The sequence below is a fragment of the Niveispirillum fermenti genome, from assembly GCF_048066175.1.
GTDB classification, from domain to species: Bacteria; Pseudomonadota; Alphaproteobacteria; order Azospirillales; family Azospirillaceae; genus Niveispirillum; species Niveispirillum fermenti.
Genome location: NZ_JBLTXA010000061.1, coordinates 1 through 14,547, shown reverse-complemented (window position 1 = coordinate 14,547; position 14,547 = coordinate 1). Strand labels below are relative to the sequence as shown.

At 64.1% G+C, this 14,547-nt stretch carries 16 protein-coding genes and 1 pseudogene; 12 read left to right on the top strand and 5 right to left on the bottom strand.

The features are described from left to right. From ACM9LZ_RS25080 to ACM9LZ_RS25070, 3 genes are all read right to left on the bottom strand, one after another. Nucleotides 1–309 (bottom strand): nucleotidyl transferase AbiEii/AbiGii toxin family protein (locus tag ACM9LZ_RS25080; protein ID WP_445376632.1); only part of this gene is annotated, 309 nt, incomplete at its 3' end. Beyond that, the gene (locus ACM9LZ_RS25075) at nt 296–1,105 is read right to left on the bottom strand and encodes a type IV toxin-antitoxin system AbiEi family antitoxin domain-containing protein (protein WP_416622245.1); all 810 of its coding nucleotides are present in this window, start codon (nt 1,103–1,105) and stop codon (nt 296–298) included. The genes ACM9LZ_RS25080 and ACM9LZ_RS25075, both read right to left, overlap by 14 nt. A 145-nt stretch (nt 1,106–1,250) precedes the next feature. Further along, a complete protein-coding gene (locus ACM9LZ_RS25070) occupies nt 1,251–3,641 on the bottom strand; it encodes a TonB-dependent receptor (protein WP_416622244.1) in 2,391 nt (796 codons plus the stop codon). Nucleotides 3,642–3,829: 188 nt separating this feature from the next. Here ACM9LZ_RS25070 and ACM9LZ_RS25065 point away from each other — a divergent pair, with 188 nt between their 5' ends. Continuing rightward, nucleotides 3,830–4,528 carry an alpha/beta fold hydrolase gene (locus ACM9LZ_RS25065; protein ID WP_416622243.1) on the top strand — a complete coding sequence of 233 codons (699 nt, stop codon included), beginning with the start codon at nt 3,830–3,832 and terminating at the stop codon, nt 4,526–4,528. Next, nucleotides 4,525–4,932: a RidA family protein gene (locus ACM9LZ_RS25060; RefSeq protein WP_416622242.1), complete on the top strand. Its 408-nt coding sequence runs from the start codon at nt 4,525–4,527 to the stop codon at nt 4,930–4,932. Before ACM9LZ_RS25065 ends, ACM9LZ_RS25060 begins: the two co-directional genes overlap by 4 nt. 3 nt (nt 4,933–4,935) lie before the next feature. Here ACM9LZ_RS25060 and ACM9LZ_RS25055 read toward each other — a convergent pair whose 3' ends face one another. Then, nucleotides 4,936–5,547: a helix-turn-helix domain-containing protein gene (locus tag ACM9LZ_RS25055; RefSeq protein WP_416622241.1), complete on the bottom strand. Its 612-nt coding sequence runs from the start codon at nt 5,545–5,547 to the stop codon at nt 4,936–4,938. A 177-nt stretch (nt 5,548–5,724) separates the two neighbouring features. Between ACM9LZ_RS25055 and ACM9LZ_RS25050 the strand changes: the two genes are divergently transcribed. The 5 genes from ACM9LZ_RS25050 (at nt 5,725) to ACM9LZ_RS25030 (ending at nt 10,336) form a co-directional block, all read left to right on the top strand. Further along, nucleotides 5,725–6,189, top strand: coding sequence for an MOSC domain-containing protein (locus tag ACM9LZ_RS25050; protein ID WP_416622240.1), 465 nt, complete (start codon nt 5,725–5,727; stop codon nt 6,187–6,189). Then, nucleotides 6,186–7,148 (top strand): PDR/VanB family oxidoreductase, encoded by a 963-nt coding sequence (locus tag ACM9LZ_RS25045; RefSeq protein ID WP_416622239.1) that lies wholly within the window; start codon nt 6,186–6,188, stop codon nt 7,146–7,148. The genes ACM9LZ_RS25050 and ACM9LZ_RS25045 overlap by 4 nt, the downstream gene beginning before the upstream one ends. An 11-nt stretch (nt 7,149–7,159) precedes the next feature. Then, nucleotides 7,160–7,507, top strand: a complete 348-nt coding sequence (locus ACM9LZ_RS25040) for a RidA family protein (protein WP_416622238.1) — start codon at nt 7,160–7,162, stop codon at nt 7,505–7,507. Next, complete coding sequence (locus ACM9LZ_RS25035) at nt 7,504–7,929, top strand: hypothetical protein (RefSeq protein ID WP_416622237.1); 426 nt, start codon at nt 7,504–7,506, stop codon at nt 7,927–7,929. Before ACM9LZ_RS25040 ends, ACM9LZ_RS25035 begins: the two co-directional genes overlap by 4 nt. A 121-nt stretch (nt 7,930–8,050) precedes the next feature. Beyond that, nucleotides 8,051–10,336, top strand: a complete 2,286-nt coding sequence (locus ACM9LZ_RS25030; protein ID WP_416622236.1) for a TonB-dependent receptor — start codon at nt 8,051–8,053, stop codon at nt 10,334–10,336. Here the strand turns inward: ACM9LZ_RS25030 and ACM9LZ_RS25025 are convergent. Continuing rightward, nucleotides 10,320–10,955 (bottom strand): TetR/AcrR family transcriptional regulator C-terminal domain-containing protein, encoded by a 636-nt coding sequence (locus ACM9LZ_RS25025; protein WP_416622235.1) that lies wholly within the window; start codon nt 10,953–10,955, stop codon nt 10,320–10,322. The genes ACM9LZ_RS25030 and ACM9LZ_RS25025 overlap by 17 nt on opposite strands. A gap of 77 nt (nt 10,956–11,032) precedes the next feature. On the opposite strand from ACM9LZ_RS25025, the gene ACM9LZ_RS25020 reads away from it, so the two are divergent. The 5 genes and pseudogenes from ACM9LZ_RS25020 to ACM9LZ_RS25000 all read left to right on the top strand — a co-directional run bounded on the left by ACM9LZ_RS25020 (nt 11,033) and on the right by ACM9LZ_RS25000 (nt 14,486). Next, a complete protein-coding gene (locus tag ACM9LZ_RS25020) occupies nt 11,033–12,457 on the top strand; it encodes an FAD-dependent monooxygenase (protein ID WP_416622234.1) in 1,425 nt (474 codons plus the stop codon). A 60-nt stretch (nt 12,458–12,517) separates the two neighbouring features. Further along, a complete protein-coding gene (locus ACM9LZ_RS25015; protein ID WP_416622246.1) occupies nt 12,518–12,835 on the top strand; it encodes a potassium transporter TrkG in 318 nt (105 codons plus the stop codon). After that, nucleotides 12,805–13,119 (top strand): potassium transporter TrkG, encoded by a 315-nt coding sequence (locus tag ACM9LZ_RS25010; RefSeq protein WP_416622233.1) that lies wholly within the window; start codon nt 12,805–12,807, stop codon nt 13,117–13,119. Before ACM9LZ_RS25015 ends, ACM9LZ_RS25010 begins: the two co-directional genes overlap by 31 nt. Nucleotides 13,120–13,122: 3 nt before the next feature. After that, nucleotides 13,123–13,257, top strand: a complete 135-nt coding sequence (locus ACM9LZ_RS25005; RefSeq protein ID WP_416622232.1) for a hypothetical protein — start codon at nt 13,123–13,125, stop codon at nt 13,255–13,257. Nucleotides 13,258–13,322: 65 nt separating this feature from the next. Further along, nucleotides 13,323–14,486 (top strand): annotated as a pseudogene (locus ACM9LZ_RS25000) (IS3 family transposase). Nucleotides 14,487–14,547: the final 61 nt, after the last annotated feature.

Below are 14,547 nucleotides of genomic sequence, written 5' to 3'. Positions count from 1 at the left end.
CTGCACGGTCAGCTTCGTGACGACCGGCTCGCGCGCGTTCAGGACTTCGGTGACACGCACACCGCGCAGTCCCTTGCGGATGGCAGCGGCAATCCGCTTCATGCCGGCATCGATCGCAGACAGGGATTCCGGACGCCCAGCCACCGGCAAATAGGTCAGGTCGATGTCGACCGACAGGCGAGGCATGTCGCGGACGAACAGGTTGATCGCCGTGCCGCCCTTCAGCGCGAAATCCTCTTCCGCCGCAACGAACGGCATTACGGCGATCAGGAGTGCGACCTGCGCCCGGTAGCGATCAGACAGGGGCACCAAGATCCTCCGGCACGGTGATCAGGTACTTCGGATCAAGCCGGCCACCCTTGACCAGCATGCGCTTGCCGCTGCCGAGCGACACGCGGTCCCGGTCGATCCGGTTGACCCAGCGATGGCCGTGCCGTTCGGCAAACCAGAAGAACAGCCGCTTGGCCTTTACGCTACGGCAATCTTCCAGCAGCCTCTGGAGACGGGTCGGGCTGAGCGTGCGCAGCCCTTCCGCGATCACATCGACATTGTGGAATGTCTGGCGCTTCGGCAGTTCATCCAGCAATTCCAGAAAGGCCCGTTCAGGTGTGGAAACCAGCAGAGGCCATTGCGCGTTCATGGACAGCGGGCGAACATGGTCCCCGGTTCGTTCATGGTCATCGCCATCGTCGCCACCTGCCAAGCTGAACGGACCTTCCGCGGCCGTCGTTGCACTGAACAGGGTCTGGGCCTTGTGGAAGATGAAGCGCTCCCTGAAAGGCAGTTTCGCAAGCCAGCCGGGTGGGGGTTCGTCACCATAGAGGTGGATGCTCGCCGGTCCGCTGGTGGAGACGTAGTGACCAAACCCTTGCAGTTCAAGCGCGGTCCGGCCACCCACGATCAATGGATGCTTCATCAGCGATTGCAATGAGATGACGGCTCTTTCCCAGGTCAGCTTGCCAAGCGGCCGCTTGTAGGTGCCACGAACCGGCTGTACCAGCCAGCCGGCTGCGACATACTGGCTGCGGAGGCTGGTCGAATAGCCGTGCCGCTCCATCCAGGCTGCGTCCACCAGCAGCCCATCAGGGAGCGTCCGCTCCAGCAAGTTCAGCTTTCCTATGCTTTGCCTAGTCATACTTAGTAAAATAGCATAGCTTCAAACTGTGCCTCAAGGTTCAGGTTTATAGACATTTACAAAGCAAGGCTTCGTAAATGTCTATCACTATAAACTTATGATCCATTCGCATGGGTCACACGAACTTCCAGCCCAGATTGACGCCATAGGTGCGCGGCATGCCGGCGGTGCGGCTGAACATGTCGCGACCGTAATTGACGCTGGTCCAGTATTCCTCGTTGAACAGGTTGCGGACCCATATGCCGGCCGTCCAACGTTCGCCCGGTCCCATCAGGGTCAGCCCGCCATCGATCAGGGCGCGGGATTTCACACTGTAATAGGGCAGGTCCTGGAAATCCCCGTGGGAGCGCGATTGGTAGCTGAGGGAGAGCGTACTGCGCAGCGACAGGTCGGCCGACAGGTCCGTGACATGGTCCAGGCCGGCATTGACCTGCCATTCCGGTGAATAGGGAAACGCGCTGCCCCGGAAATCGACCGCATTGCCGAACTGGTCGAAACCTTCATAGTCCAGCACCTTGGTCTGCATCCAGGACGCTGCGGCCCGTGCCGTCAGGCCGGCCGCCAGCCGCCAGCTCACGTCGGCCTCCAGCCCCCAGATCTCCGACTTGGGCACGTTCAGCACCCGCTCCAGTGTGCGGAACAGCGGGTCGGTAAGAACGCCGAACACCTGCTTGTCGCGATAATCGCTGTAATAGGCGGCCAGATTGGTGCGCAGGACCCCATCCAGCAGGCGCAGCTTGGTTCCCATCTCATAGGATGTCACCTCCTCCTGCCGAACCGGCAGCAGCTGCCGGCTGGTATTGGCGGCGATGACGGGGAAGCCGCCGGACTTGTAGCCACGGCTGATCGTGCCATAGAGCAGCGTATCATCCGACAGGGTCCAGTCCAGGCCCGCGCGCCAGGAGAGATTGTCCTCCCGCAGCCTGTCATGGACTGTATCGGCCAGCGCCGTCATCGTCTCGTTGAAGGTGATGCAGCCGCCAGGCTGGATATTGGCCGGCACACCCGCCAGGACACCGGCCACCACCGTATTCCAGATGGGTGCGGTGTTATTGCCCACATCGCGGGTGCAGCCGTCGAAAGCCGTACGGTCGACATTGTAGCGGGCACCCAGGGTCAGCTTCAGGGCCTCGGTCAGCTCGTACTGCCCGCTGCCGAAGAGCGAATAGCTGTCGGTCTTCATATCGGCCACCGCCTCATCGACGCGCAGCCCCTCCGCGATCTGGCCCGGCAGATAGGCGTTGGGGACCGTGGCACCCACGGCGCGCAGCACGCCGACGGTGGAGAAATCGTCCAGCCAGGCCGTCATGCCCTCGAAGATGTCGTCATGGGCGTAGTAGCTGCCAAGCGTCCAACTCAGCCGCTCCGCCTCACCCGACAGGCGCAGTTCCTGGGAGAAGGAATTGACATGACCGCGCGGCTGATAGCTCAACGTTTCGACCGGCGCGCCATTGGCGTCGATCATGTCATCACGGGTGACACGGTTGTAAGCGGTCGAACTGTTCAGCAGCAGCCCATTGTCGAACGCATATTCCAGGTCCAGCGCATGGCCCTGGAAATCGGCATTCATGCGATAGGGTGGGCGCTGTCCCGAAAAGCTGCGCGAACCGGGATGGTCGGCCGGCACCCAGTCGGCCTGACTGTTCTTCGCGTCCAGCAGCAGCGACGGCGTGATCAGCGCCGCATCCAGGGCACCGGCCGGGTTCTCCGGCAGGTAATAGATGGCCTGGGGCGCCTGGGTGTCGGACCTGTCGCGCCAGAAGCTGGAGCGCAGCGTGGCCACCAGCCCGCCTTCCGGCTTCCATTGCAGGGTGGCGCGGCCGGCCAGCCGATCCTTCTCACCCAGCCGCTCGTCACGGGTGACGCTTTTCTGCCAGCCCTTGTCACTGTTCTCCGCCGTAAAGGCCAGGCGCAAGCCCAGGGTCTCCGATAGCGGGGCAGAGACATGGCCCTGCATCGTGAAGCTCTGGTAATTGCCGTACCCGGCAGTCAGCGCCCCCTCATAGCTGTCGCCCGGATTGGCGGTGACATATTTGATCAGGCCACCCGTGGTGTTGCGTCCATAGAGCGTGCCCTGCGGCCCCTTCAGCACCTCGACCCGCGCCAGATCGAAAGCCATCTGCTGCGTCATGAACGGATAGGCCAGGGCCGTGTCGTTCAGATAGACACCCACGGGCGAGGTCGCGGACAGGTTGGGCGTGTTGAAGCCAATGCCGCGCAGCGTATAGATCGGCGTACCGGCCACAGAATCCGCCGCGGTGAAGCCGGGCACCATCTGCACCAGATCCTTGGTGTCCGTCACCCGCATCGTCTCCAGCGCCTCTCCCCCAAAGGCGGCGATGGACATGCCGATACGGTCGGCCACGCCGGAACGCTTTTCCGCCGTGACAATGATCTCTTCCAGCACCTCGCCCGATTGGGCATGGGCCGCACCGCCCGCCGACAGGGCGAGCATCAGCGTCAGCGCCAGCCGTGAGGGCCTGCACCGTTCATTCATCCAAGACATGTTTGAAGCTCCCTTTTCTTGTCGGAACGGCTTTCCCGCCCCCCACTCATTTGGGCAACAAGTTGTCTTTTGTGCAACAAGTTTGTTGAGCACAAATGTGTTCTGCGTTAAGAATGGCTCCAGATAGACGCTTGTGGCCTGTCACCCCGCGTGACGCTGCTGACAACCAGTTGCCTCAGGATGGTTCCATGCCCGCTCCGCTTATCCTGCTGATCCATGGTTCCTGGCTGGGTGGCTGGTGCTGGCGGCCACTGGCCGGGCCACTGCGTACGCACGGCTGGCGGGTCGCCGCGCCAACCCTGACGGGCCTGGGCGAGCGTCAGCATCTGGGCGGGGCCGAAACCGGACTGTCCGCCCATGTCGCCGACATCCTGTCCGTGCTGGATTTCACCGAACCCGGCCCCGTCATTCTGGCCGGCCATTCCTACGGTGGACTGGTGGCGGCGGAAGTGGCGGGCAGCCGTCCGGAGCGGGTCACCGACCTGATCGTCATGGATGGCCCCATCGCGGCGGCAGGGCTGTCACTGTTCGACCAGATGCCGGAATTGCGGGCCGCCTTCACCGCCATGGCAACGGACGGGATGGTGCCACCACCGCCGCCGGACTTCCTGGGCCTTGATCCTGCGGACCCGGCCGTGACCAACCTGCGTCCCATGCCGCTGCTGACCCATGCGGAGCCGGCACGGTATGGGGCGGACGGTCTCACCTGCCGCCGCCATTATCTGCGCTTCGTGGATTTCCCGCCGACCGCCCCCCTGGCGGCGCAGGCCGCCCGAGCGGGCTGGTCGGTGGCCGAGCTGGCGGTCGGCCATATGGGCATCACCACCCATCCCGACCTTGTCGCCGATGCCATGACCCGCCTGCTGCGCCCCGGAGAGGATCAATGACCCAGAAGCTGAACCCCGCCACGCTGGCCCCGCCCGTCATGGGGCTTTACGCCCAGATCGCCATCGCGCCAGCCGGCCGGCTGGCCTTCATCGCGGGACAGGTGGCATTGGACGTGGATGGCAATCTGGTGGGGGGCGACAGCCACGCGGCACAGGCAAGGCAATGTTTCGCCAATATCGCCGCGGCCCTGGATGCGCTTTCGGTGAGGCCGGAACGGATCGTCAAGATGACGATCAATGTCGTTGGCCACCATCCCGGCCTGATCGCCCCCATCTTCGGGGCCGGGCGCGACATCTTCGGCGATGCCTGGCCCGTCACGGCCAGCATGCTGCTGGGTGTCCAGGCCCTGGGCCTGCCGGAATGGCTGGTGGAGGTGGATGCGGTCGTCTCGCTACCGGATTGACCCTTATTCGTCGTCCCCGCCGCGCAGGGCAAGGTCCTGCGCCACCGCCACGAGAGCACGCACCGGCCCTTCGCCCATCCGCCGCAACTGATGGCGCAAATGCCCGTCGAAATGGATGGCGTCGCCCGTATCCAGTTGCACCACCCGGTCCGGGAAGATGATCTCCAGGCTGCCTTCCAGCACGTAAAGGAACTCGTCCCCCGGATGGTCGGCCTGCTGGGACAGGCGGTCGCTGCCCGGCTCGATCATGAAAACGCTGAGGCGGCGCTTGCCGCTGGCCGGCAGCAGGGCACCCGGCCCTTCCGCGCTGTCATCGGCGATATCGACATGGTCGGTGCTGCGGATGACAGTGACGGCGTTGTCGTCGGTATTCTCCCCGAACAGGTGGCCCACCGGCACGCCCAGCGCTTCCGCGATCTTCAACAACGTGCCGACCGACGGTGATTTCTGCCCATGCTCCACCCGCGACAGGTAGCCCTTGTCCATGTCCGTGCGTTCGGCCAGTTCGGCCAGTGTCATGCCCTTGCGGCGGCGCGTGGCGTGGATGGAACTGGCGATGATGTTGGCATCGACCGGCGCCGCCGCGGCGGCACGCTTCTTAACGGCGCGTGTCATTCCCTCTCCCGTCAGCCCCCGTCACTGCATCCGGGGCGACATTCTTCCTGCCGGATAAACAACCATTTGTCCATAACACTGAGCAGGGCGATTCCACTGGACAAAGATTTCACCCTGTATAATGTCTTTTGGACAACTTGTTGTCCAATATTCCAGACAGAGAGAGGAGGCCGCCCCATGTGGTCCGGCACCGTTCACGCCCTGCATCTGGCACCGCGTTCCTTCCTGCCCATGCGCGGCCAGGACCAGTTGGTCCTGCTGGCCGGCATCGGCGTGGAGGGCGACCGCTACGCCACCGGCAACGGCTTCTATTCCGACCGGCCGGAAGAGGGCCGGCAGGTCACCTTGTTCGAAGTGGAGACGCTGGAGGCACTGGCCCGCGACCATAAGGTGGCGCTGAGCGAAGCCGACCACCGGCGCAACATCACCACGCGCGGCGTGCCGCTGAACCATCTGGTGGGGGCACGCTTCCGCATCGGCGGCACCCTGCTGGAAGGCACGCGCCTGGCCACCCCCTGCCGGCATATCGAGCAGATCACCGGGCTGGAAATCTTCAACCTGATGCTCAACCGCAGCGGCCTGCACGCGAAGATCATCACGGGCGGCCCGATCCGCTTGGGTGACGAGGTGGCCCCGCCGTGAGCATCCTGAAGCTTCACCACCATGTCACCACCGTGGTCCGGTCGATGGAACGGGAGACGGACCGCGTCATCCATTACGAACTGGCCGATCCCGATGATTGGGAACTGCCACCCTTCACGCCCGGCGCCCATATCGATGTGCGGCTGGAAAACGGCATGGTCCGGCAATATTCGCTGTGCGGTAATCCGGCCATCCGCAACCGCTATCATATCGCCGTGCAGGCCGAACCGCAGGGACGCGGCGGGTCGCTGGCCCTGCAGGCGCAGTTGCGGGTGGGATCGGTGCTGCCAGTCTCCCTGCCCCGCAACCATTTCCCGCTGGACCCGGATGCAAAGCACCATGTGCTGATTGCCGGTGGCATCGGCATCACGCCCTTCCTGTCCATGCTGCACACCCTGAACCGGCAGGGTGCGAATTTCGAGCTGCATTATTGCGCGCGCACGCCGGAGGAGACAGCCTTCCACCGGTATCTGGCGCCCCTGGCGGCGCGCGGCGTGGTCCGGTTCCATCATGACCGCACCGTGCCGGCCAACCCGCTGGATGTGACCGGCTTGCTGGCACGGCCCGTGGCGGGGGAGCATGTCTATTGCTGCGGCCCTGGCGGCCTTGTCGCCGCCGTCCTGGAGGCGACCAAGGATCGCGATCCGGAGACGGTGCATATCGAACAGTTTGGCGGCAAGCACCGCACCGCCGGCGGCACAGCCTATACGCTGGAACTGTCCCGATCCGGTCAGATCATTCCCGTGCAACCCGACCAGACCATGCTGGAGGCGCTGAGAGGCGCCGGGGTGGAGGTGCCCTCCTCCTGCGAGGCGGGGGTCTGTGCCGTCTGCAAGACCCGGTGGCTGGCCGGGGCGCCCGTCCATCGCGATCTGATCATGAAGCCGGCCGAACGCGCCGACCATCTCATGCCCTGCGTGTCCGGCTGTTCCGGCGGCACGCTGGTGCTCGACCTTTAAGGAAGCCATCCATGAAACCGCATCTTTCCCCCGCCGTTGCGGCAGGGTCCCTGCTGTTCCTGTCAGGCGCACTGGCCTTCGACGGCAATGGCGCCCTGCCCGCCGGCATCGAGGCGCAGACCAGCCAGTGCCTGGACAATCTGGCCGCCATCCTGGCCAAACACGGGTTGGGGCCGGCCGATATCGTGAAGACCACCGTCTGGTTGACCGCCAGATCTGATTTCGCCGGCTTCAACAAGGCCTATGCCGGCTGGTTCGGCGATTGGGCACCCGCCCGATCCACAACCATTGCCGGCCTGGTCATCGATGGCGCCCTGGTGGAAATCGAGGCCGTGGCCCGGCTGAAGGAGCGGACATGACCCGCCTGATCTTCATGAGCCCCGCCTGGCTGGCCCTGGCGGAGGCGGCCCTACAGACGGCCCTGAATGCCCATCCCGGCGGGTCCGCATTGCATCTGTCCCTGATCGAGCGGTTCCACAATCTGCCACCCGACGCCCCCTGGCCGGCGATGGGCGAGCCGTGCCTGCGGCTGGATGTGGCGGATGGAGGTGCCCGCATCCGCTATGGCACCGCCCCGGGGGAGCAGGTGGCGACCGAGATCATCTGCGACTGGATGGATGCCTGGCGCGCTGCCAGCCTGCATGCCGGGCCGGAACTGGCGGCATTGCGGGCAGAACAGCAGGCACAGGGGCGTATCCGCGTAACAGGCGATCTCGTCCCCTGGGGGCCGATCCTGGCACCGGTGCACGACCGCATGGCCGACCACACCAAAGCTCCCTGATCCATCTGTTCGCGATGCATGTCCTTGCCCGGCCCGCCCGCAAGGCGGCCGGGCATTTTCTTTCCACCTTGGCCGTTGACAAGCCGCATCGAGTTGTCCCTAATGTTGTTAGGGCAACAATATGCCCAATAAACAAAAGGGCCGCCCTGCGGCCGTGAACAGCGAGGGTTTCATGATCGGGAAATGGACAAGGCCGGCGCTGCTGCGCGCCGGTGCGGGGCTGCTCGCCCTGACGATGGCACAGAATGTTCACGCGGAGACGGCCCCCGCCGGCGACGGACCGATGATCGAGGAAATCATCGTATCCGCCCGCCGGCGGCTGGAGCCGCTGCAGACCACACCGGTCGCTGTGACGGCATTGAGTGAGGAGTCCCTACGGGAACAGGCCGTATCCAATGTCGCCGATGTCGGTCGGCTGGCGCCCAACCTGCAGATCGCCACAGGCCGCAACAGTTCCAGCATCGGCTTCATCTTCATCCGCGGCGTCGGCCAGGCGGATGAAAGCCCCACGGCCGATCCCGGCGTGGCGCAGTATGTCGATGATGTCTATCTGGGCCGCCTGCAGGGTGGGCTGGTCAATATCAGCGATGTCGCCTCGGTCGAGGTGTTGCGCGGGCCGCAAGGCACGCTCTATGGCAAGAACACCATCGGCGGTGCGCTGAAGATCAATTCCAAGCTGCCCGGCCCCGATGCCGAATATGCCGCCAGCCTGTCCTATGGCAATTACGACAGCCTGGCGGCCAAGGCATCGGTCAGCCTGCCGCTGGTCGAGGATGCCTTGTTCTGGCGCCTTTCCGTGGATCGCAGCCGCAATGACGGCTTCATGCGCAACAATTTGACCGGCACGCGCGCCAACGACCAGGACGTTCTGTCGGGCCGGACCATGCTGCGCTACAACCCCTCGGAAGATATCGACATCCTGTTCTCCCTGGACGGATCGCGCGACCGGTCGGCCCCCTATTACGGCTTCGTCAGCGCCACCTCGGAAACCGAGATCACCCCTGTCATCCAGGCACTGATCGGCGATATCGGCACCTATGCCAAGAGCGTGCAGGGCGATATCTGGAACGGTGCCTTCGATGCCGGGCAGGAGGCGGTGCTGGCCCCCTTCACCCCCAACGAGGATGTGTGGGGCGCCTTCCTGCGCGCCTCCTACGGTGACGATGAGCTGAACGTCAAATCCATCACCGCCTATCGCGAGATCAAGCGCGACCGCATGTCGGAGGCCGATGCCTCACCGCTTTCCATCGGCAATTTCGCCGACCGCATGGACCAGTGGCAGGTCAGCCAGGAATTCCAGCTATCGGGAGAGGCTCTGGAAGGACGGCTGAACTGGCAAGGCGGCGTGTTCTATTATCAGGAGGATGTGGGCCTGCTGACGGTCGCCAATCTGGTGCCGGCCTTCGTGCCGCTGGGCCTGGACCAGACCCGCAACCAGCAGCTTGACGTCACCACCAAGAGCTATGCCGCCTTCCTGAATGCCAGCTACGACCTGACCGAGAAACTGTCCGGGTCAGTTGGCCTGCGCTACACGTCGGAGCGCAAGTCGATCTTCGTCTGGAACCGCTCCATCGCCACGGGTGCCACCACCTTTGGCCCTTCTGACAATGCCCGCACCTTCGACGATCTGTCGCCCAAGATCGGGCTGGATTACGAATGGACGCCGGAATTCTTCACCTATGCCAGCCTGTCCAAGGGGTTCAAGAGCGGCGGCTTCAACTATGACCCCGACACGATCGGCACGCTCCAGCCCTACAACCCGGAAAAGGTCTGGGCCTATGAGGCCGGGGTGAAGACCCAATGGCTCGACCGGCGCCTGACCCTCAACCTCGCCGCCTTCTATACCGACTACAAGGATATCCAGCTGCAGGTCTTCGCCATCCAGAACGGCACGATCTTCCAGCCCACCGCCAATGCCGGCAAGGCGCATGTGCAGGGTCTGGAACTGGAGGCGCGCTGGCAGCCTGGGGCTGGCTTCACCCTGTATGGCAGCGGTGCGCTGACCGATGCCGCCTATGATGAATATCAGGACGCGGTGCTGGGCGACGTGTCGGACCGCAAGTTTGTCTATACTCCCAAATATAGCGGACTGGTCGGCCTGGCCTGGGAAGGACCGGTATCCGAGACCGCCTCGGCCCATCTGGATGTCAATTACAGCGCCAAGTCCCGCACCTGGCACGACCCGCAGAATACGCGCGCCATCGCCCAGGGCGGCTATGGCCTGCTGAATGCGCGCGCAGCGCTGCGCTTCCAGGATGACCGGCTGGAGGTGGCGGCCTATGGCAAGAACCTGACCGACCGCGCCTATATCCAGAATGGCGCTTCGTTGCTGGACAGCCTGGGCTATGCCATCGCCTTCGCCGGGGCGCCGCGCACCTATGGGCTGGAGGTCAACTGGCGCTACTGAGCACCTTCAGCCCCGCCACCTGCATCTCCAGTCCCAGACGGAACCTGGCATCCTGGTCGCCGTCGAAGATATCGGGGATGCAGGCGGCGACATGGGGGTAGCGGTCGCCGATGAAGCGCGTGAATTCCTCACGCCGGGCGGCCAGGGCCACCCCCTCACTGCCACCCGGCTCATACGCGCCCTGTTCCTCGATGGTGAAGCCCAGCACGAAATAGGTGACGGTCAGTGCCCCCCAGGCGGCCTTCTGCCGGGGAAGGCCGGCCGCCATCAGCACACCGATCAGATGGTCGGCGGTGCGGATGACATTGTCATTGATGGAGAAGGTGCCGGCGAAGACCCGCGCCCCGTCGCGCCGGGACCGCAGTGCCGCGCGCAATTCCCAGGCGATGAACGACACCTGCTCCGCCCAGCTTCCCGGCGGCACAGCACGCGCGACCGGGGCGATCAGTGCATCGGCCATCGCCTCCAGCAGGCTCTGCTTGTTCTTGAAATGCCAGTAGAGCGACGGGGCCTGAATTTTCAGCGCATCGGCCAACACCCGCATGGTCAGGCCGTCCACCCCCACCTCGTCCAGCAGCCTGAGTGCCGCAGCGACAATCTGTTCCCGATCAAGACGCATCGCATTTCCCCGTTGACATCATCTCTCTCTAACAGTGTAAGGTCTCGCCTAACAACGTTAGATTAATGGAGCCAATCATGAATTTCTCGACCCAGGTCATCATCACCGGCGGGGGCCCGACCGGCCTGATGGCCGCCTGCGAACTGGCACTGGCCGGCATCAAAGTGACGGTGCTGGAACGGCGGACGGAACGGGTGGCGCAGTCGCGCGCCCTGACGCTGCACCCCCGCACGCTGGAAATATTTTCGATGCGCGGACTGCTGGATCGGGCGCTGAAGCGCGGCATCCCCCTGCCCACGGGCCATTACGGCGTGCTGGATACAAGGCTGGACTTCACCACCCTGGACACGGATTGCCCCTACACCCTGTTCATTCCGCAGACGGTGACCGAGGAATTGCTGGAGGAGCGCGCCCTGGAACTGGGCGTGGACCTGCGCCGTGGCTGTCGCGTCACCGGTTTCACCCAGGATGCCCATGGTGTCACCGTCACGGCCGAGGGATCGGACGGCACCTTCACCGGCCATGCCCTGTTCCTGATCGGGGCCGACGGCGCGCGCAGCACGATCCGCACCCTGTCGGGCATCCCGTTCAACGGTACCGAGGTCACCTCCACCATGTTCCTGGCCGACATGGTGCTGGACGACCCGCCCAAGGCCAATTCCTTCGCCAATGACAGGGGCCGGTTCCTGGTCGTGCCCCTGGGCGACGGTAAGCATCACCGTTTCGCCGTTGTCGATGGCGACCGGCTGGCCGTGCCCCTGTCGGAACCCGTGACCGAGGAGGAGGTGCGGCAGGCCGCGCTGAAAATCGCCGGTACCGATTTCGGCATGCGCGATCCCTTCTGGCTGTCGCGCTTCGGGGACGAAACACGCCTGGCCGCCAGCTACCGTCAGGACCGCGTGCTGTTGGCAGGCGATGCCTGCCATATCCACCTGCCTGCCGGTGGCCAGGGCCTGAATGTCGGCGTGCAGGACGCCTTCAACCTGGGCTGGAAGCTGGCCATGGTGATCAAGGGCGACGCACCCGACAGCCTGCTGGACAGCTATCATACCGAACGCCAGCCGGTGGGCCAGGCGCTGCTGGACAATACGCTGGCCCAGACGGCGGTAATGGTGGCCTTCAAAGGCCGCGATCTGGCCCTGCGCCAGGTTCTCAACGATCTTCTGAAGCTGCCGCAGGTCAACCGCCTACTGTCCGACCAGATCTGCGCCTTCGACATCGCCTATCCCGCCCCTATCTGGCCGGTGGCGGACACTTCGCCGCTCAGCGGCGAACGGCTACCGGATTCCGAGTTGCAGTTGGTGGACGGGACGGTCGTCACGCTCTATTCGCTGCTCCAGAAGGGAAGTTGGCTGGATATCCGGATGCCCGGTGCGTCAGGCGCCATGGAGGTGGAAACCGCCCGCCAGGTGGAGGCAACGGGGATCACCGGCGACAGGTACGCAGGCCTAAGCCGCCTGCTGGTCCGTCCCGATGGCCATCTGGCAGCTACCGCAGCCTGAAGAAAAACCGAACAATCCAGGCCCGGCGTCACGGCTCATCCGGAAGCCGGGCCACTCAACATCAGCGCGCAACGAGCCAGAACCTCCGCTCACAAACCACCCAGATGTCCCACTTGTTTCGACGATAGACACCTAGCCGTATCGACACGGACGGCCGGGCTCAACACGTTCGACCTGACGGCCCTGACCGCGCCTGCGCTGCTGGTCGCCCTGCTGCTGATGTTCATTGGCGGCGGCCCCGCCTCCACCGCCGGGGGCATCAAGGTATCGACGGCGGTCGTCCTCTTTGCGGTTACCGTCGCGCATATCCGCCGCCGCCAGACGGTGAGCGTCGGCCCCGGCGCTCGGTGCCACCCCAGGCGGTCCAGCAGGCGCTAAGCGTGGCCTTGATCAGCCTGTTCGCGACGGCCATGCTGACCTTTGCGCTGCTGCTGGCCGTGCCCGGTCTTGGTTTGGTATCGGCGGGTTTTGAAATTCTCAGCGCCTATGCCACCGTCGGCCTGACAGGCGGCGCCACTGCCATGGCCGGCGCGGCGGGGCATCTGGTGCTGATCCTGGCCATGTATCTTGGCCGGCTGGGTCCGTTGGCCTTGGGCTTTGCGCTGCTGACGGAAAAGAAAGTCAGGGTCGAACATCCGCGCGCTGAAATCTTGATGGGGTGAGACATGCAGGACCTGGTTGGAATGGCGGCCCTGGTGATGGCGCTGGGGATCGGGGCGCAATGGCTGGCCTGGCGCTTCCAGGTCCCAGCCATCGTACTGCTGGCCGTCGGCGGCATCCTGGCGGGACCGGTCTTCTGAGAGCTGGTCCCCTGTGAGCGGACAGTTTGCTAAGCTTGGTTCGGCCTTATTGAAGGACGAGCGACATGGCGGGACAGAGGAAGCGATATTCAGCGGATTTCAAGGCGAAGGTGGCGCTGGAGGCGATCCGGGGCGAGTTGACGATGGCGCAGCTTGTGTCGAAGCACGGTGTTCACCAGACGATGATCAACGCTTGGCGCAAACAGGCGATCGAGGGGATGGCGGCGTCGTTTTCCGGGAAGGCCGAGGCCAGTCCAGTTGTTGATGCCGCCGAGATCGACCGGCTGCACGCCAAGATCGGTCAGTTGGTGGTGGAGCGGGATTTTTTGCGCAAGGCCTCCGGTCGATGAGCGCCGGTCGGAGGCGGGAGATGGTGGATCGGTCACATCCCGGCTTGTCGGTTGTCCGGCAATGCGCGCTGCTGTCGATCAGCCGGTCGCATTATTACGGGCCGGTACGGGGCGAGAGTGCTGAGAACCTAGCGCTGATGCGAGTGATTGATGCCCAGTTCCTGGAGACGCTCTGGTACGGGAGCCGACAGATGACCCACCATCTGCGGCGCCAGGGTCATGTCGTCAACCGCAAACGGGTGCGCCGGCTGATGGGCCGGATGGGGTTGGCAGCCATCTACCAACGGCCAAAGACCAGCGTTCCCCATCCCGAGCACAAGATCTGGCCCTATCTGCTGCGGGATCTGACCATTGACCGGCCGGACCATGTCTGGTGTACGGACATCACCTACATTCCCATGCGGCGGGGCTTCCTGTACCTGATCGCCGTAATGGACTGGGCATCGCGTAGGGTGCTGGCCTGGAAGCTATCCAACAGCATGGACATCGATTTCTGCCTGGAGGCCCTGCAGGACGCCATGGCAAACCACGGCAAGCCGGAAATCTTCAACACCGACCAGGGCGGCCAATTCACCAGCCCGAGATTCACCAGCATCTTGACCGATGCCGGTATCAAGGTTTCCATGGATGGAAGAGGCCGCTGGATGGACAATGTGTTCATCGAACGGCTCTGGCGGTGTGTTCATCGAACGGCTCTGGCGGTCACCGAAATACGAATGCGTCTATCTCCACGCTTTCGAGACCGGCAGCGAGGCCAGGGACGGGATCGGACGCTGGATCGATTACTACAATAACCGGCGCCCGCATTCCGCGCTCGGGGGACAAACACCCGACGAGGCATACAGGCAAAGGGCGGACAGAACGTGTTTGGCGGCGTGAACTGATCAGGACCAAGCTTAACGCCGAACAAAAACTGTCCGCTCACCGGGGACCAGCTCTT